Source organism: Nostoc sp. S13 (assembly GCF_029379315.1).
Taxonomy (GTDB): domain Bacteria; phylum Cyanobacteriota; class Cyanobacteriia; order Cyanobacteriales; family Nostocaceae; genus Nostoc.
The window spans coordinates 21,705-39,130 of sequence record NZ_JAQYWQ010000020.1 but is presented as its reverse complement, the minus strand read 5'-3'; the positions used below and the strand labels follow the sequence as shown (position 1 = coordinate 39,130).

The window sequence follows — 17,426 nt, the reverse complement described above, 5'->3', positions numbered from 1 at the left end:
TAAAACATTAGTGCAATGTGGCAAAATTAACTAACATTGAAAAAGCTCAAAACACATATTTTATAGGCATTATTCTCTTTTGATTCCTGGTTGTTGGCTCCTGGATTCAAGCACCAGTGGATGTCTACCTCTGGCTTGATAAAGCAGACTTTCTAAAACGATCGCATTGGTATTAACATCAAGTGAAGCATTAACACCGAGTTTGGAATTTTCGTATCGTCCTGAAAGATAGCCGCGATTTTTATCTGATAAATTTTGAACAAAGTTTCGTAGCATTTTCGTGTAAGCCTCATCTGGCATGAGAGCAAACCAAGAAAATGCCGCTTTCGTACTGACAAACCGCAATTGGGGATAGGCTTTTCCGCTAGTGTTAACGGCTTGCCAAGCTTCACCATTGGCGTAGACGCTGTAATACAGAAAGTAGGGGGGACGATCCAAGGAATCTTCATTTATAGCAGTTAAAATTCCAGTACGCTTAAACCGTTGTAGTTGCACTTTCAAAAGATTTTGCACTTGAGGTTTGACAGCATCATTCCAACCCATTTCTAAACCCCAAAGCAGATAAGGATCATTCGTCAGATAGTTAGTAGCTCCAGAGTTTTTTAAATTCCGTTGATCGATTTGCAGAGTAACACCATCAACCTTAACCGTCTTTACTGGTGGATTGGAGAGAGCATTAGTAGCTCGAATGTTCCACAGCTTTAGACTGTGAGCAGCGTATTGCTCGTAGCCTAATCGCCCTTCCTGGACTTCGAGAAGTTTGCCGGCTCTGGGGATAGCACCATTTAACCAACCATCTTTGACAAGTTTCGATAGATTCCAGCCAGCGACGATGCGATTAATCCGATCGCTATATTCTGGATAATGCGATCGCATAACATGCAATCCTAATAAAAATCGCGCCATATCTAGCACTGACCAACCACTTGTACCCTTGGGATCGGGGGTGTCATTGAGTTGGCGCATTTCGGCAGTACGGGTGCTATAAGCTTTGTTGGGTAAACCAGTTGCAGGTAGCGGCAGTTTTTCTAAGGTTTGTAGTAAATTGTTCATCCTCTGTTGAAACATATCTTGCGGCAATAACCCTAACTGGCGAGCCGCATGAATTCCTAATAAGGCGCTACCCTGATCCCACCAAGTTGTCCAGGGCAAGTTGTCTGCCGAATTTATTAAACCTGTTTGGGGATTCCAATTACGTTCAAAATATTTCCAAGCCCGCTCAGCGGCAATTTGATCCGCTTCTTCGGTCAATTGTGGTAAATGAACTATTGGCGAAGAAGTAGCAGGTTTTTCTGGCGTAGCTGTTGGTTTTAGCGGTAGTGGCGTGACTGTGGGAGCAGTAGGTTCTGGAACGGTTTGTGACGGTGGTGTTTTGACATCAGGGTTAAAGCTATTAGCGGCAGCAATGATCATAGATGAGGTAGGAAAGCATTGCCACGTCGCCGTACTCGGACAAAGTAGGAGTTGTTGATTTGTCGTTGCGTACAAAACTGATTGCAAAATCATACTTTTAATAACGGTTGTTGCCATTTATATTTTATTTGCCAACTCAGCAGGGGATAAATAGCCGAAATCCGGATTATTTACAGCGTCTTTATAACCAGCAGATTTGCCGCTATTACTGTTAATTGCCCAATCACATTCCTTATTAATATTGAAGTAAAGGATGGCTCTTACACCCATCCCAGGTAGCTGAGTGTAAGAGTCTCGTAACCATTGGTCTTTAGTACTTCTTTGTAAACCATTTTGGGTATTACTCGTACTAGCTGTTTGAGCGATGAAAATCGGCTTACTACCAGCCATAACCTTCATCCGCTTAATATATGGTTCAAAAACTTCTTTTGGGCTATTCCAGTGCTTCCAAGAAGAATTACTACAATAGCCCCAGTTGTACGAACTAAAGGCAACGATATCTACCCACTTGTCGCCAGGATAGTAGTTTTCAAAGCGATGTTCATTGTTTTCACTCCAACCATTAGGCGCAAATACCCAACGGATTGCTTGTGAAGATACACCAGTCTCTTTAAATATCTTTTGGATACGTTGATAAGCTAACTTGAAGTTCTGCGGGTCTTTGCTGTATGCTTCTCCAGCAATGTTCATCTCTTGCAACGGAGCGATAAACGCAATACGACCCTCGCCTTGATTTGCCCATTTAGCATAGGCTTTTGCCACTTTTTGCAGAGAACTATCTATGTCTCCCCTAGCAATCTGCGCTGCTGAATGAGTGGATTTGAGATTAATAAAGGCTGTGTATCCATTGTGCTTCAGTTGTTCTAGGGAAACTGGGATGTTGTAAGCAGGATTCGAGTCTTCGATATCAAAGAAAAATCCCGCAATAGAATGGCGCTTACCAGTCCATTGATCAACTTGACGCAATTGGCTGTCAATTGTACTTTGATTTCCGATGTAATCTGGAGTGTACAGTCCTAGTAGTACAGGGATACCGAAAGCTGTTTGGTTGCGAATTTGGTTTCCTTTACGGTTTTCGAGTTGCCTTGAGGCATCAGCAACCGCCATGAGATTTTTACTCACAAGGATGCTTCCTAGTAAAATTAGCATCATCAGCGCCAGCCGTACCTTGTTCATAGATTTGAAAGAATAAACAGGGATTTTGAATCGAAATGCATGTTGCTCGTAAAAGTTACCGCATCATGTACAAGTATTCCCAAAAAGAACTGATTAATAACAAAACAGAATTCAGGAGTCAGAAATCAGAGTACAATTCGTGTATTCTCTACGACTGGCGGATAGCGCAGCCTCAACTCTACCAGAGGCTCCGCCAACGAGTCCGGCTTTGATGGTGAATTCTGACTTCTGAATTCTTCTTTAATTTGTAACTTTTGTACTACTTCCTAACGTAGTTTTTTCGCTATCTGAAACCCAGTAACTTCCAGAACTATCAGAAATTAACTTGGTTCGTTGTGTAGCAGTGTTGGGTAAACCTCGCCCAGAATTTCCCTTACTAACTTCTTGCCACCAAGGAGATTTCATGGTGGTAGTCGGACGAATTAGGGGTTGTCGATTCGTCACTTCGGATAGCAAGGATTGCAAAATCATACTGTTGGTGCTGCTGGTGAAACCAATTGCCGTTTTACCCGTAGTTTCATAGAAGCCCTCATAAAATCCAACTAATGGATTATATAAGTCAGTCGTTCCTTGCAGTAACTCTTGACTGTACTTGTTTTCTGGAAGCAAGGCATGATAGGCAAAAGCTACTGCTGTACTTACCAATCGCCCCTTTGGTACAGATTTACCATCGTCTCCTAAAGCCACCCAAGACTCACTAATTGAGCTATGAACGGTGTAAGGTTTACGATCAATCAAAGTGGTAGCTGAGGCTGTGAGGATGCCGGTGCGACGGTAACGTTCAGCTTGCGCCTGAAAAATTGGCTCAAAGAGCGATCGCATTTGTGGATCTAGTCCAAACTCCAGTGCATAGAGTAAGAAAGGATTGCTAACTGTGTATTGGTTTTTGGAGTTAGTATTCCTGCGACGGCGTTGGACTGGGACCTTCACTCCCTCTACTAAGGCAGTTTCATATTCACCGCCAACAGCAGAATGCTCAACATTAAATCCCCATAATTGAAAAGCACGAGCAGCATATTCCTCATAACCCAAACGGGTTTCAGGGTTTACATGGGTAATAACTCGCCCATCTTGATCTTTAGCGGTTGTAGCACTGGAGAGAATACCTTCGCGCACCACACGCAAGTATGACCAATCCAGCACAATTTTATCTACGGCAGCCGTATATTCTGGATGACAAGTTTTTAAGTTGTAAAGCGCTGCGAGTATCCTGCCTAAATCTAAAGCTGACCAGCCGTTTCCTTCTGGAACTGGATTTCCACCATAATCTACTGGTTGGAGCGATCGCGTATCGTAACCCCGACTCGGCAACTCTGTTGCAAATAACGGTAACTTTGTCAAGGCTGCTAAAAGATGTCGGGTGCGCTGGTCAAATTCTTTCGGGGTAATTATATCGAGCGATCGCACTGCATGGAGTGCTGCCAGATAATCTCCCAATCCCCAGAGAGTTGCGCCTTTGAAATCACTGCGATCGTCGATCAGCCCACTCTGGGAGTGATAATTTGCTTGAAAGTATCCCCAAGCCGCCTCCGCATAACGTCGTTCAATAACCGTCAGTGATCGATCTAGTTTCAGGTTAAATGATGATTCAGGATTATCCACTGGTGGAATAGGTGCAATGGTCACTTCTATGACTTTATTAGAAGTGTCCGCAGGGATTGCGATCGGAGGTGTGACAGTAGAATTTGGAGGTGTTGTCGAAGAAGCATTTTCACTGGGCTTACCAGTAGACACACTTACAGAAGTGGAAGCAATTAAAGGGTGATTTCCCTTAGCTTTGTAGTATAAAATCTCTAAAATTAACCCATTAGTATTACCTGTCAAAGCTTTGTTGGGTTGTTTTGATTCTTCATAGATACCAGCATAGTAACCGCTATCATCAGGACTGCGGAGATCCTTGACTGCATCAAAAACTTTTTGGGCATAGGCATTATCTGGAAAAAGATAGCGCCAGCCAAAAGCTGCTTTTGTACTGATGCTGCGAAACTGTGGATAAGGTTGATTGGCATCGGTAATAGTTGCCCAGGTTGCACCGTTGGCGTAGACGGTGTTGTAAAGAAAATAAGGCGTTTGGTCAATATTATCTTCTGTTACCGCAGTCAACTGGCCTGTGGTATCATAACGCCGTTTTTGCACATCTAAAACCCTGGCAGCAAAATCAGCTAACTCACCTTGCAAGCCAAATTCAATCCCATCAAGGATATAAGACTCACTCACAACATAATTATTAGCATTGGTGCTTTTAAAGTCACGGGTATCAACGGGAATTTGCACACCATTAATTTCGACCAGCTTAAATGGTTCTAAAGAAATAGCCTTGGGTGCAGAGAAACCCCAAAGTCCATAGCCTCTAGCGCCGTATTCTTCGTAGCCGAGTCGTCCTTCTTGCACCAGTAACGTTTTGTTGTCTGGGAGAACAGTAGCGCCAAAAAGTTGTCCATCTTTGAGCGATCGCGCTACTTGCCATTTCGCTACAATTCCTTTGAGCCAATCATTATATTGAGGATGACAGGTACGGATGACATCAAACGCAGCCAGTATTCGCCCGACATCCAAAGCAGACCAACCAATACCCCGCTCAAGCGGATTATTACCATAATCAACCATCTGTGCGGTGGCTGCATTATAGACTTTATTGGGCAAGGTATCTTCAAATAACTTCAAGCTGCTGAGAGTCGTCAAAAACTTATTGAGGCGGGAATCAAAGTCTGCTTGGTCAGTAAGATTTAACCAGCGTGCAGCATTCAATGCCATCAGGTAGTTACCCATATCCCAGAGTGTACCAGAAGGATAACCCCCGGTAGAGTTGGTAAATCCCGTTGCTGGCTGATAATTTTTCACAAAATACTGCCAAGCAGCGTGAGCATAAGTTTGTTCCTCAGCGGTGAGAGGAGCAGTAAGAGTGCTACAGCTACTGGATTGGGATAAAACTGGTGTCGGGATGTAGAACAACAATTGCAGAAATGTTCCAATTAGGAACAATGCAATCCATCTCAACAGCTTTTGTTGAGGGGGTTTATATATCATATTGCAAAGAAGGAGTTAGGAGCGTTATAGCCCGTCTGTACAGTTATAATTCATAAATCGAGCTTTACCAGGTCTGTTCTTTTCGTAATGGCTTTATCGATTTAGTCGAGTAGCGTCAGCGAACAACATCAAATCGCGCACTCATGATAGATTTTGAGTTGACACAGTGACGTTTTCTTTAACAGCTAAATGTGTTAGAAATGCTTCTATTTCCGCACTCTCCATATCTTTAGAATGGCGCTTATCATGAAAAAAGATGTAACGCCTAATCCAGTTAATGTAGCTTTTTTCTGTTTTGTAATAATAATGCTTAAGCCGAATTGTATCCTGAACCTGTTCTAGCAGCTTTTTTGGGCCTTCTTGCATAAAGTAATATCTAGAAAATTTCCGTATAATGTCCTAAATCGGATGTTATCTAGAAAAATTCTGGATATCACCAAGGAATATACTGAAAATCAGGTTTTAAAACCAAAATAGAGTATTTATACGGAAAGAAAATTTTTAGTCTAATATCTAAAATAGGGTATTGGATGTAAAAATTCTGCATAACATGAAAATAAATACCTATAAGTATTACATATGGTATTCAAAGGGAGTATGCCCATAGATGACAGTCAGTGTATTTCTTAGCCACAACAAGGAAGACAAACCTTTTGTTAGGCAGCTTGCAAGAGATTTGGACAACCACGGCGTTAAATTTTGGCTTGATGAAGCTGAAATAAACGTTGGAGACTCTTTAATAGAGAAAATCAGAAGTGGTTTGGATAAAGTAGACTATGTTGCTATTATTCTATCTCCGAATTCAATTGTCTCATCTTGGGTACAGCGAGAAATGGATGTAGCCATGAATCAAGAGATTAAGGGGAGAAGAGTTAAGGTTCTTCCGATTATGTATCGTAACTGTGAATTACCGGGGTTTTTACTTGGTAAGTCTTATGCTGACTTTACCGAAGAATCTCGGTATGAAGATGCCTTTGCAAAACTTGTGCGTAGTATTGGGGTTGTATTCAATAAAAACGCTCTTGAAAGCAATCTTACTGGTACTACTTTAGGTCAAGCATTGGATAAAGCAGCGATAATAAATCTTCCTTTATTTAGTAAGCCATTTCACAGACCATTCCAATATATAGGCATGAGCATTGCCTCCGCCTCAACTGCCGTAAGGGAGGAACCGAATGAAGTCGGCAATATAATTATTGATAATGATGATTGTCATATGCTTCTTGAGGCCGAGGGTAATCTCATCAATTATGTTGAAGTTGATCTGAAGAAAACCGGGAGCATCCACTTTTGGCAGAAAGACTCAAATTGCAAGCAACCCATTGAGATAAGCACAACGAACAGAAAGGATCTGGTTGACACTTTCTATATTCCACTGTGCGCCAGAAATTTTAATTCTTGCGCCAATTTGTTTGATAGCAGACTCGACGGCACCAGAACCAATAGAACACAGTTGTTCAGCTTGGTAATAGCTATAGTTAATAATACGAGAGCGATGTTTTTCGAGATAAGCAATGAAGTTTTTAGCTTGTTTGCCCCGACAATGTTCAAATAAAGCTTTAGCTTTTTCTACTTGACCATGCCATAAAAGAGTTTCAGCAGCTTTGAGTCGCTTTAAAGAACCACCAATTTTATAAAGATTTTCCTTGAGATGATACCAATCCAAAATTTCCCAACGTTCAAATGGTTCAGTTCCAAATTCCTTAACTAAATTCCAAACTCCATCATGACCATCTCCTAAGCAAATAAGTGGATTCACCAAACATTGGCTATTGACGTAATCAATTAATGATTGATTATCATCAAAAAATGCACCATAGTAAATGCCTTGCAGACGAACAGTTTTATAGTCTCGCCAGTGACAGCCTGCTTTTGGTTTACCCCTGAGTCGGACTTTTCCTCCATCTAGGCTGACTTCTGAAACTGATTGTTTAGCAAGTGGTAATTGAAAATCTTGTGACAGCACTAGTTTTTGTTGCGTTGTATGTCCAACTTTCACTCCTGTCAATGCCTCAATTTCGATTTCTGCTTTTTGGTATGATTCCTTAGCTGATAGCCTCAAACAGCACTTTTGAAGTAATGGACTTAATCGACTCCTTGGTTTCAAACCCAGCCTCTGTATCTGTTTAGCTTTTAATTTCAGTTCCCCAACTAAGCTTTTGATTTTCCTCGTTTTACCAATTTTTGTTTTTGTTGTTTGTTCGAGAAAAAAAGGGCTATTTCTGGGCCGACATATTCTAATATTTGGCTACGAACTGTTTTTTCTATACCTTCAAGGTCTATTAACTGACTCTTATCAGCTTCCGAGTACAGTAATGTTGCCAGTTCTTGTAAGCAGGCTTTGATCCGTTCTTGTTTCTCTTGGCTCATAGTCAGCGATCGCACAGGGTTCTTTCCTTCTATATTTTCTCAGAAATGGTAAATCTTCCAAAACTGGATGCTCCCAGAAAACCGCACCTCATTTGCAAACACAAGAGTTTGATTCAGTACCAATACTTGGATCACTTAGTATAAATCCATCGGAAATAGAACTTTCACGAAAGTAGACACACTTCCACACTTATTATGACCACAGGAAAAAACTAAAAATAAGTGTTTCTTGTTTATATGATGGAGCTCCTTTAACAGTAGGCTTTAGTGCAAAATACTATGGAATGTAAAATAAAGAAAAGTCTCAATTCAACGCTGCTAGAATACCTAACAAGCGGCTGCACGCGGAACGGAGGCTAACGAGATAATCTAAAAGCGTCTGCACAGGAACTCTACTATATTATAATGGTGGAGCGATCGCTAATCTCAATTTGATCACAGGTAAATGCTGAGATGGAATGCGGCACAATATTTAAAATCACAGGAGTCTATAATTTGGCAGTAGCTATTTGCAGTGTAGTTCCTTTACATACTATTAGTAAAAATATCATATTTAAACAAAGATATATTGCTGTTAAAAATGCGATCGCAACTGCTGTACATGTAGATGTAACGCTGTAATAAGCTAACAAATTCCTCTTATCTAACTTCTTAGTATGCCAGATTTAATATGTGCTAAGAGGTTGTTTTAAAAGTATTGGATGAATATAATTTGCTACTACACAAGCAAAGTCTACCTCCGTGGACTAATACAAAATCAAGGATTTGCTAACCTGCGGAGGCAGCTAAACTCTCGTGTCGTTGCGATTTATAGTCGCCAATGTGAGTAATAAATTAGACATGATAAACATCCTCTAAGTAGTTTTATCATGTCTTTACCTAATCTTTAATTATCAAACAGTAATTATCGGTAAGATATATTAAGTCAGATAAATACCATTTCATCTTATAAAAACATATAAATAAAAAATCAGTAACTAAATTTGAAGTACAAAATTTGTCTGGATAGCTTAGACATAATATATAAACAAAAAGTATAACCAAAATAATGTTAGATTTCTGAATCTTTGTTGTAGTAAAAATTGATAATTTTTTGGTTTTTCTTCTAATAACTGTAAGTATTTAGCCCCAATTTTGCATCTATTATGAATAATTTAGTTATTAAAAAATATCAGCAAAATTAGAGAGAAATATAACATGGAGAATGCTTGGAGGCGTTGGATTATGAGCATTAATCTAGCTGCGGCACTAATGCCGACGCTAGTCTTTTTAGCATTCTCTCATCAGGCAACAGCTGACGATCCAGGAGTATGTTACATGATCACCTCCTCTGGTAAAACCGTTGGATTGGGAAGGCTTTGTGGCAATATAACCGCACCTTCAGACAACAGAGTTTTTCGAGTCCCAATCAAACGCCGCTTTGGTGGAACTCCTGTGATTGATGTCACCTTCAACGACAAAAAAACCTTTGAAATGATTATAGATACAGGTGCTAGCGAAACCGTTATTACTCTAAGTATGGCGAGTACACTTGAACTCCAGGCTACAGGTACAATGCAAGCCCAAATTGCCGATGGTAGCGAAGTGAAATTCCCAACTAGTAAAGTAAAATCTATTGCAGTAGGTGGAGTTACAGCCAATAATCTTCAGGTAGCGATCGCACCAAAAGCAAGCATCGGCTTATTAGGCCACGATTTCTTTGGCAACTATGATATTAAGATTCTGGAGAAAGAGGTTGAATTTCATCACCGTTAATGCGTTTTACTGGGGAGGTGGATTTTTCAATACCGACTTGCAATTCAAAGATAACGATTGTCGGAATACTAATTTCCTCAGCAGGGATACTGGCAAGGTTGTAAGCGACTTGTCCTTGACCCTTGAAGTAGTAAATCAGAGTATTGGTATCCAAAACGTATATTTAGAGACTTTCCCGTAAGATGTCTTGTCCGAAATTGTTGAGTTGGTAAGATTTAGCGCTAAACCCAGCATTTACATAAGCTTAATAGTCAATTATATCCAGCCTCGCAATTTTTTATGTACCTGTGCCAGATATTACGTATAATCCTCAATTTTGTACTGGTCAGCAGCTTTAACTATATATTCTTGAGCTAAATCAAGATTCTTCTGGGCTTCGTAATATAATCCCAAGTAAAGATGACTGTAAAAATTCCCCTTTATTCCTTCTGATTGACCAACAGTTAAAATATCATCTGGTGTACAATTTCCTGCATACAAATCATATACGTGCTGCATAACACGTCGAGGGTCATTTTTTACAGTTAGTAAAGAATTACGTGCCTCTTCAACACCTAACGAACGAGCTATGCAGAGATATCGCCATACTGTTTCTTCTACATCTTCAGCATTCACTGTCAAATCTATTTCAAATTGTTCAGCGCCCTCAGCAAATCTTTCTGCATAATAGTACGATAATCCCCGTTGCCAGAGGTAGGGTTTAATACGGGTATCCAATTGCTCTGCCATGTCAAAATCTTGAATAGATTCATCAATCTTGCCCAGTTGAAAATTAACCATACCTCGACGAATGTAAGCATTAGGATTTTTCGGCTGATTGCGAATGGTTTCGTTCCAGCGCTGGAGTTGATTTTCCAGAGAATTTGAAAAAAACATGAGTTTGTTAAATTGGAATAAGATGCGGTGAATGGTTTAGAGATTGCGATCATCTACATTATGATAAAAGGCGATCGCATTGGGCACCTGCAAGATAAACTATTAGGTTATTGATAGCTTAAAAATAAAAAATCCGCAGAATTACAAATGAGCGATGCCTATGGCGGGCGTAGCTGCCGCTGGACACTTACAGGAAAGAAAGCACTGGTTACAGGTGCCACGAAAGGTATTGGACTAGCTGTTGCCAATGAGTTCTTATCTCTGGGTGCAGAAGTCACAATTGTCGCACGGAATTCTCAGGATGTTGACCAACAACTAATTATTTGGCAACAAGCAGGATTACCTGCTTATGGGATTACGGCAGATGTTGCAACCCCTGATGGTCGTCAAGTCATCTTTGAGAAGGTTAGCAAAACCTGGGATAAATTAGACATCCTGGTTAATAATGTCGGAACCAATATTAGTAAAAAATTGGTAGAGTATACCTTAGGTGAGTATGAGTTCATTATCCAGACAAACCAGACATCAATTTTTGAGATGTGCCGTCTGTTTTATCCTCTGCTTCAAAATGGGGAAAACAGCAGCATTGTGAATATAAGTTCTGTGGCGGGTTTAGTCTCAAATCGTACAGGTGCTCCTTATGGTATGACTAAAGCAGCTATAAATCAACTGACGCGATCGCTGTCAGTTGAATGGGCTTCAGATCATATTAGGGTAAATACCGTAGCACCTTGGGCTATTCGCACGCCTCTAACCGAGTCTGTACTCGATAACCAAGATTTTCTCGAATTAGTTCTATCACAAACACCTATGGCGCGGGTTGGTCAACCAGAAGAAGTAGCGGGTTTAGTGGCATTTCTTTGTATGCCTGCGGCATCTTTCATCACTGGACAATGTATCACCGTCGATGGGGGATTTTTAGCTTTTGGTTTTTAAGTCTCAAAGCGAGATTTATCCACGAGGTAGAAGAAACTACTTACAAAATTCAGTATTGTAGAATTGGTGTCTTAAAATCAGGAAAAAACGCTCGTGGTTCCCATTAGAGATAATAATCCGACAACAATCACCCCTTATGTGACTTATGGACTGATTGCTGCCAACGTCCTCGCTTTTCTTTATGAAGCAAATCTTCCCCCACGAGCATTAAATGGGTTTTTACACCTTGCAGCTGTAGTTCCACGAGAACTGACTTTAAGCTTTGCTGGTATCTCTCTACATCAACCAGTGCCAGAGTGGGCAACTTTGATTACCTCACAATTTTTGCACGGTGGTTTCTTGCACTTAGCAGGTAATATGTTGTTTCTGTGGATTTTTGGTAACAACGTTGAAGATAAATTAGGTCATGTCAAATATTTGCTGTTTTATTTATCTTGCGGTATATTAGCATCCTTGACCCAGTGGTACTTCGCTCAAGATTCTAGCATTCCTTCTTTGGGTGCAAGTGGTGCGATCGCAGGTGTCATGGGTGCATACATTCTCCGCTTTCCTAACGCCGAAGTTCTCGGCGTTGTACCTTTAGGGTTTTTCTTCCCAACTTTCCGTGTCCCGGCATATTTCTTTTTGGGATTCTGGTTTCTCGAACAAGCCTTCTACGGATTTGCTAGTCTCGAAACACCTACTAACATCGGTATGGAAAGCGGCGGTATTGCCTACTGGGCCCATGCAGGCGGGTTTATATTTGGGGCAATTATCGGGCCACTATTGGGTTTATTTAGTGATAAATCTCAGGAAGAATCTTGGTATAAGTAATTTTTCATCGGATCATAATGCCCCTCAATTATACTGTTTGATTTAACAGGTGAAATTAGCTAGAGTTAGCAACTGCTAGCCTTACAGGCTATATTGCAGTTAGTTAATAATTTAGGAAAAACACCTTTGTTTCCCCTCTACGATGAAAATCCGACGCGAATCACCCCGTATCTCACCTACGGGTTAATTGGCATGAATATTTTAGTTTTTATTCACGAGGTGAACCTGTCACAGCCACAATTGAGTCAGTTTTTAAGTCAGTATGCAGTAATACCTCAAGAGTTAACCACCAATTGGAGTGGAAAATGGATAACGTTATTTACGTCGCAATTCTTACACGGCGGTTGGTGGCACTTAATCTCGAATATGTTGTTTCTCTGGGTTTTTGGCAACAATATTGAAGATCGATTAGGTCATTTCAAATATCTGATTTTTTATTTGGCGTGTGGTGCTTTAGCTGCCTTGTCTCAATGGTTTATTGGGATGAATTCTGAGATTCCTTCCTTGGGCGCAAGTGGTGCAATTTCTGGAGTTTTGGGTGCGTACATTATCCGCTTTCCCCACGCGAGAGTTAGAACTTTAGTTTTTTTGGGGTTTTTCATCACCACAATCAGAATTCCAGCACTAGTCATAATTGGACTTTTCTTTGTGCAAAATGTGCTCTCCGGTCTTGCTACCCTGCAAACAGCTGCTAAGATGAGCGTGGAAACTGGTGGAGTTGCCTATTGGGCACACATTGGTGGTTTTGTTTTTGGGGTGATTCTCGCTCCCCTATTTGGGTTATTTAGGGGCGACTAAGTGCAGAATTTCGCGAGTTCGTAGCGAATCCTTTAAAAAAACTCTGCGTACCTCTGCGCTTTCCAGCCTGCGGCAAGCCGCAAAAGCGTTTACAGCGTCCCTCTGCGTTTAAAAATGCTACAAAACTAAGTACGGAATTTCCTAAAACTCGTAGCGAAAAAATTGCTACCTATCAAACCTTTGTGTATCCTGTGCCCTAACCTTTGCGTCCTTATTCTAATTCGCCAAGGTTTTACCCAAAGCCGCACAAGCAATTCCGACATGTCTATTGACTATTTGGAAACTATTAGTTTTTGCTAGCACGCGCTGAAAATTCTTCTGATTCTTCTACTTGAGATCTAAATGTTGGTACTTCTACAACTTGTTCAAATACAGAAACGATGATATCAGCACCATTGATAATTGTTCCCAATAATCCTAGTTCCGATTCAACTAATTGATCAATAGCTTCACCTAGCATGTTCTCTTGTGTATAGTGTGGTCGCGTCACTAGTACGATCCCATCGGTGTAGGGTTGGATTAACAAAGGGTCATTGGATATGCTGAGAGAGCTAGTGTCTAAAATAACTAAATCAAAACGTTCGCGGACATCTTCGATCAGCCGCCGCATTTCGCTAGATTCAAGAATAGCAGCTGATTGCCGCACAGGACCAGGGCTGGGAAGAATGTATAAATTTTCTACATCAGGAACTAAACGAATACATTCACTCAAATTAGCGTAATAACGCAGGGGTTCAATAGTGGCATCGGGATCAGGAATTACTTTCAGGGATGCACAATGGGAAGGCGATCGCAAATCTGTTTCAATAATCAAGGTTCTTTTACCAGCACGGGCTGAAGCTATACCCAAATTATATGCACTTGCCGTTTTACCCTCAAGACTACTGGTGCTAGTAATCAACACCACCTTTAAGTTTTTACCACCAACCCGGCGCAGATTACTCCGAAATTTCTCATAAAATTCTAAATAAGGAGAATCGGCAGAAAGTAGCACAGGCATCGCTTCTGGATCTAAATCATCAACTGGCATTAAAGGCAATTCTCCCAACAGTGCCACTTCCCGTTGCTTGAGGCTCTCGCGGATATCTTCCCTGGTTTTGAAAGTCCCTTCCATTGCTCCCAACACAAATATCACCCCGCCACCAATCAACACACCTAAGAAACCACCCACAGCAAGGGTAATCGCCACACTCTTGGGAGGTTTGAGATCGGCAACGACTGTGGGGCGTCTGGCAATGCTGAGGCTGCTAGTAGTTTCTGCCTCTGCGGTTTTAGCATCGGTTAGCTTCACCTGCATTTGGTCATAGATGGCTTTTTTGAGTGTAACCTCCTGTTCTAAACGCGATCGCTCTAATTGCTTATTGGGTATCAGAGCATACTCTCGCCGGAGTCGCGCTTCTTGTTGAATTTCTTGGGCTAGTTGTTGTTGCAGCGTCTCCCCTTGGGTTTGCAACGCCACCATTTGATTTGCCAACTGCTGACGTGCTGGATCTAAGCTACTTTGGGCGCGAATACCTGCAATCTTACCCGGAAGCGGAGCTGCCGTACCTTCACCACCTAACACCTCAGTAGCACGTTGTTGCAGCAATTCCTCAGCAGCTTGTTTCTGACGCTGCAACTGAACCATCGTTGGATGTTCCGGTCGCAAATCTTTTGTGAGTACGGCGATTTGCGACTCACTTTGATAAATTTGCGTTCGCAAGCTACCAATAATTGGATCGGCACTTAAAGCAGAAGAAATATAAGCCTGTCCGACTGTTAAGCCTAACTTATTTTGTAAACTGCGAACTTGACCATCAACCCCAGAAATGGTTAATTGAATTTGCCGTTGCAGATTTTGGCTGGTAGTAATAGCGCTTAACAAACTGCCATTCTCTGCTGCTAATATTGCTGTTCGCTCTATGCGATCGTACTGTTCCAACTTCTTTTCAGCAATTTGCAATTCCCGTTTAGCTTGTGGTGTGCGATCGTTAATCTTTTGAATAATTGCCTGTAATCGCCCAGTATTGATATCACTGCTCAACTTGATCATTGATTGCATCAATTCCGCCAATACCTGTATAGCTCGTTTGGGGTCAGTATCTACATATTTCAATTCCAAGATATTAGATTCCAATTCTCCAGTCCTGGGGTTTTTTTTAGGTAAAGTAAGGGCAATACTGCTAGCGAGCTTTTTCGGGTTGAGATCAGCTTTCTCTGCCACTCCTGCAATTATCTGGTTTGATAGTAAAACTTCCTCATTCAGTTCCTTTCCTTGCTGTTGGATTTGAGTACCAGTTGTAGAAAAAGAAACTGGTGGGCCACTATAGGTAAGTGCAGCAGATCCTATATAACTAGTAGCTGGCTCTGGTTGCATAGCCACCACAGTTGACCCTGCTATAACTAAAGCAAAACTAGCCAGTCCAATCCACTTGTACTTCTCAAAAGCAATAAGATAGCGCTTAACAATTGGTGGGGTCATGGTCGCTTCGCTCCAATTAAAAATTAAAAATTAAAAATTAAAAATTAGGAAGCACCAAACTCGATATAGTGGCTTTGATACAAGAACGCTATCAATTTCCTACTGTATATATCGGTTGATATCTTTTAGAGTTTTCCATTAATGGATTCAAAGAGAAGTTGGAGATGTGGCTTCCTCGACTCCCAACTATTTACAGATTGCATCTTTCTTTTCTAATTACTAATTTGATCCATTGCCACCGACGTTTCTAAAAAATTGGAGAAAGGATTGGACATTGAAGAAAGGTTGGGTAATAGTAGTCAGTAAATTAGTAATCTTACCGATGAGGTTACGACCAACAACAATAACGTCATTATCTTGAAGCGGCACATTTTGAGATGCATCACCGCCTAGAGCTTTTTTAGCATCAAGTTTCTGGGTAACAGCTTTACCTTGTTCAGAATCAAACCGAACCAGAGCGATATCCCGGAGGTTAGCAGCGTCGAGATTTACTCCTCCCAAAGCATCTACAAATGTACTGCCGTTAGGTAACGCTTGAGTGGAAAGACCTCCCCCAGCGTAGTTTAAAACCCGGACTCTAATCTGTGGTGTGGCCAAGGATGAACGTGCTACCAAATTGCGGTCATAACCATCATCATTACCAACTTCACGACGGGGCACGAGTACCGCATCTCCGTCTTGTAAGCGTAAATTAGGGATTGAACCGCCATTTTGCAATGCTGCATATAAGTCAATAGTTTGTGAAATCACAGAACCATCGATTAACTTCCGGCGTACTTGCACTTGTCGCAGGTCTGCATTCAACGTTGAACCACCAGATATTAGCAAGGCATCAGCAACGCGGGGTGTTGATGAATTAATCGGATAAATTCCTGGTTTAAATATTTCACCGCTAATAGTAACTTGAACTGGTCGCGTACCTGCCAAGGATACTACCACAATTGGATCTGGAAAAATGCGACTTAAACCCAAGCGAATTTTTTCTTGAGCTTCTTCCAAAGTTAAACCTTGTAATGACACGGTTCCCACTTGCGGCACTACAATGTTACCTTCTGGACTAATTACAGCTTGAAAACTGAAGTCTTGACGCTGCGTTGCTAAGGCTAAAACTATTACCGGATCAACTACATAACGATTTAAACCCAAGCGAATTTTTTCTTGAGCTTCTTGCAAAGTTAAACCTTGTAAGGAAACTGTTCCTAGTAAAGGTACCACAATATTACCTTCTGGGTTGATTAAAGCTTGAAAGCTCAAATCTGGAAAGCGCTGAACCGCAACGCTAATTCCATCTCCTATTCCTAAGCGGTATGGCCCAGGAGGACGCTGAAGCACAACGCCAATGGTATCTCCTGGCCCCAAGAGGTAGCGGCTCAGTTGGGGGGAAATTTCGTTATTTGCACCTGGAGGCACAACCTCAGTACCTGGCACAGGCGAGGGGGGTTGCCCTGGTGATTGTCCTTGAGATGGAAAAGGCAGGGCAACGACAAGTTGGATAGGTGTTGTTAAGAAAACTCCTACTTGAAGACTAACAAAACACAGGGCGCTAAATCGACGCATATTAAGAATTGGGATCTATGAACATCGGTGCAGAAAATACTGATATAGAAATTAGTCGCGCCGAATGGTTATTTTACTCTATGAATGTCCTAAATGTCTTTTCTGTCTGCAAGTATTTACCAAGAACAACAGGATAGTTTACCAAAATTTTATATCTAGCTTCATATTGTTAACATCTTTTAGCTCAGTTTCAGCCTGAACGCAATTTATTGAGATATTGTTGATGAATCTCTGGACAAACGTA

General features: G+C 41.2%; 13 protein-coding genes and 1 pseudogene. 5 read left to right on the top strand and 9 right to left on the bottom strand.

The annotated features are described in order from the left end of the window. Positions 1 to 69: 69 nt before the first annotated feature. The 4 genes from PUQ00_RS09490 to PUQ00_RS09475 form a co-directional block, all read right to left on the bottom strand. Positions 70 to 1,530, bottom strand: a complete 1,461-nt coding sequence (locus PUQ00_RS09490; RefSeq protein WP_300415454.1) for a DUF3131 domain-containing protein — start codon at positions 1,528 to 1,530, stop codon at positions 70 to 72. Then, complete coding sequence (locus PUQ00_RS09485) at positions 1,531 to 2,589, bottom strand: glycosyl hydrolase (RefSeq protein ID WP_300415452.1); 1,059 nt, start codon at positions 2,587 to 2,589, stop codon at positions 1,531 to 1,533. Between the two features lie 240 nt (positions 2,590 to 2,829). Then, positions 2,830 to 5,586: a DUF3131 domain-containing protein gene (locus PUQ00_RS09480; RefSeq protein ID WP_300415450.1), complete on the bottom strand. Its 2,757-nt coding sequence runs from the start codon at positions 5,584 to 5,586 to the stop codon at positions 2,830 to 2,832. A 171-nt stretch (positions 5,587 to 5,757) separates the two neighbouring features. After that, a complete protein-coding gene (locus PUQ00_RS09475; protein ID WP_300415448.1) occupies positions 5,758 to 5,982 on the bottom strand; it encodes a site-specific integrase in 225 nt (74 codons plus the stop codon). 241 nt (positions 5,983 to 6,223) lie between these two features. On the opposite strand from PUQ00_RS09475, the pseudogene PUQ00_RS09470 reads away from it, so the two are divergent. Further along, a pseudogene (locus tag PUQ00_RS09470) lies at positions 6,224 to 6,592 on the top strand (toll/interleukin-1 receptor domain-containing protein); the annotation flags it as partial. A gap of 327 nt (positions 6,593 to 6,919) precedes the next feature. On the opposite strand, the gene PUQ00_RS09465 reads toward PUQ00_RS09470, so the two are convergent. Further along, positions 6,920 to 7,986, bottom strand: a protein-coding gene (locus PUQ00_RS09465; protein WP_300415518.1) for an ISKra4 family transposase whose coding sequence is annotated in 2 segments (ribosomal slippage) — positions 6,920 to 7,821 and positions 7,821 to 7,986 — 1,068 coding nt in all. Because the reading frame shifts where the segments join, the coding sequence is not laid out codon by codon here. 1,197 nt (positions 7,987 to 9,183) lie between these two features. On the opposite strand from PUQ00_RS09465, the gene PUQ00_RS09460 reads away from it, so the two are divergent. Continuing rightward, a complete protein-coding gene (locus PUQ00_RS09460; protein WP_300415446.1) occupies positions 9,184 to 9,741 on the top strand; it encodes a retropepsin-like aspartic protease in 558 nt (185 codons plus the stop codon). On the opposite strand, the gene PUQ00_RS09455 is transcribed toward PUQ00_RS09460, so the two are convergent. Together PUQ00_RS09455 and PUQ00_RS09450 are read right to left on the bottom strand one after the other, a co-directional pair. Beyond that, on the bottom strand, positions 9,701 to 9,895 hold the full coding sequence (locus PUQ00_RS09455; protein ID WP_300415444.1) for a hypothetical protein: 195 nt from the start codon (positions 9,893 to 9,895) through the stop codon (positions 9,701 to 9,703). The two genes, PUQ00_RS09460 and PUQ00_RS09455, sit on opposite strands and share 41 nt — an antisense overlap. A gap of 143 nt (positions 9,896 to 10,038) precedes the next feature. Further along, entirely contained in the window at positions 10,039 to 10,617 is a 579-nt protein-coding gene (locus tag PUQ00_RS09450) for a hypothetical protein (protein WP_300415443.1), read from the bottom strand. A gap of 147 nt (positions 10,618 to 10,764) precedes the next feature. On the opposite strand from PUQ00_RS09450, the gene PUQ00_RS09445 reads away from it, so the two are divergent. From PUQ00_RS09445 to PUQ00_RS09435, 3 genes are all read left to right on the top strand, one after another. After that, positions 10,765 to 11,553: an SDR family oxidoreductase gene (locus PUQ00_RS09445; protein WP_300415441.1), complete on the top strand. Its 789-nt coding sequence runs from the start codon at positions 10,765 to 10,767 to the stop codon at positions 11,551 to 11,553. 93 nt (positions 11,554 to 11,646) lie between these two features. After that, entirely contained in the window at positions 11,647 to 12,366 is a 720-nt protein-coding gene (locus PUQ00_RS09440) for a rhomboid family intramembrane serine protease (protein WP_300415439.1), read from the top strand. 126 nt (positions 12,367 to 12,492) lie between these two features. Further along, complete coding sequence (locus PUQ00_RS09435; RefSeq protein WP_300415516.1) at positions 12,493 to 13,164, top strand: rhomboid family intramembrane serine protease; 672 nt, start codon at positions 12,493 to 12,495, stop codon at positions 13,162 to 13,164. 286 nt (positions 13,165 to 13,450) lie between these two features. Here the strand turns inward: PUQ00_RS09435 and PUQ00_RS09430 are convergent, their stop codons facing one another. After that, the gene (locus tag PUQ00_RS09430; protein WP_300415437.1) at positions 13,451 to 15,625 is read right to left on the bottom strand and encodes a polysaccharide biosynthesis tyrosine autokinase; all 2,175 of its coding nucleotides are present in this window, start codon (positions 15,623 to 15,625) and stop codon (positions 13,451 to 13,453) included. Between the two features lie 219 nt (positions 15,626 to 15,844). After that, positions 15,845 to 17,182 carry a polysaccharide biosynthesis/export family protein gene (locus tag PUQ00_RS09425; protein WP_300415435.1) on the bottom strand — a complete coding sequence of 446 codons (1,338 nt, stop codon included), beginning with the start codon at positions 17,180 to 17,182 and terminating at the stop codon, positions 15,845 to 15,847. Between the last annotated feature and the right edge of the window lie 244 nt (positions 17,183 to 17,426).

Bases quoted from the DNA above. Each gene is read 5' to 3' on its own strand.
- PUQ00_RS09490 (WP_300415454.1), bottom strand. From the start codon at position 1,530: ATGGCAACAACCGTTATTAAAAGTATGATTTTGCAATCAGTTTTGTAC.
- PUQ00_RS09485 (WP_300415452.1), bottom strand. From the start codon at position 2,589: ATGAACAAGGTACGGCTGGCGCTGATGATGCTAATTTTACTAGGAAGC.
- PUQ00_RS09475 (WP_300415448.1), bottom strand. From the start codon at position 5,982: ATGCAAGAAGGCCCAAAAAAGCTGCTAGAACAGGTTCAGGATACAATT.
- PUQ00_RS09460 (WP_300415446.1), top strand. From the start codon at position 9,184: ATGGAGAATGCTTGGAGGCGTTGGATTATGAGCATTAATCTAGCTGCG.
- PUQ00_RS09450 (WP_300415443.1), bottom strand. From the start codon at position 10,617: ATGTTTTTTTCAAATTCTCTGGAAAATCAACTCCAGCGCTGGAACGAA.
- PUQ00_RS09445 (WP_300415441.1), top strand. From the start codon at position 10,765: ATGAGCGATGCCTATGGCGGGCGTAGCTGCCGCTGGACACTTACAGGA.
- PUQ00_RS09430 (WP_300415437.1), bottom strand. From the start codon at position 15,625: ATGACCCCACCAATTGTTAAGCGCTATCTTATTGCTTTTGAGAAGTAC.
- PUQ00_RS09425 (WP_300415435.1), bottom strand. From the start codon at position 17,182: ATGCGTCGATTTAGCGCCCTGTGTTTTGTTAGTCTTCAAGTAGGAGTT.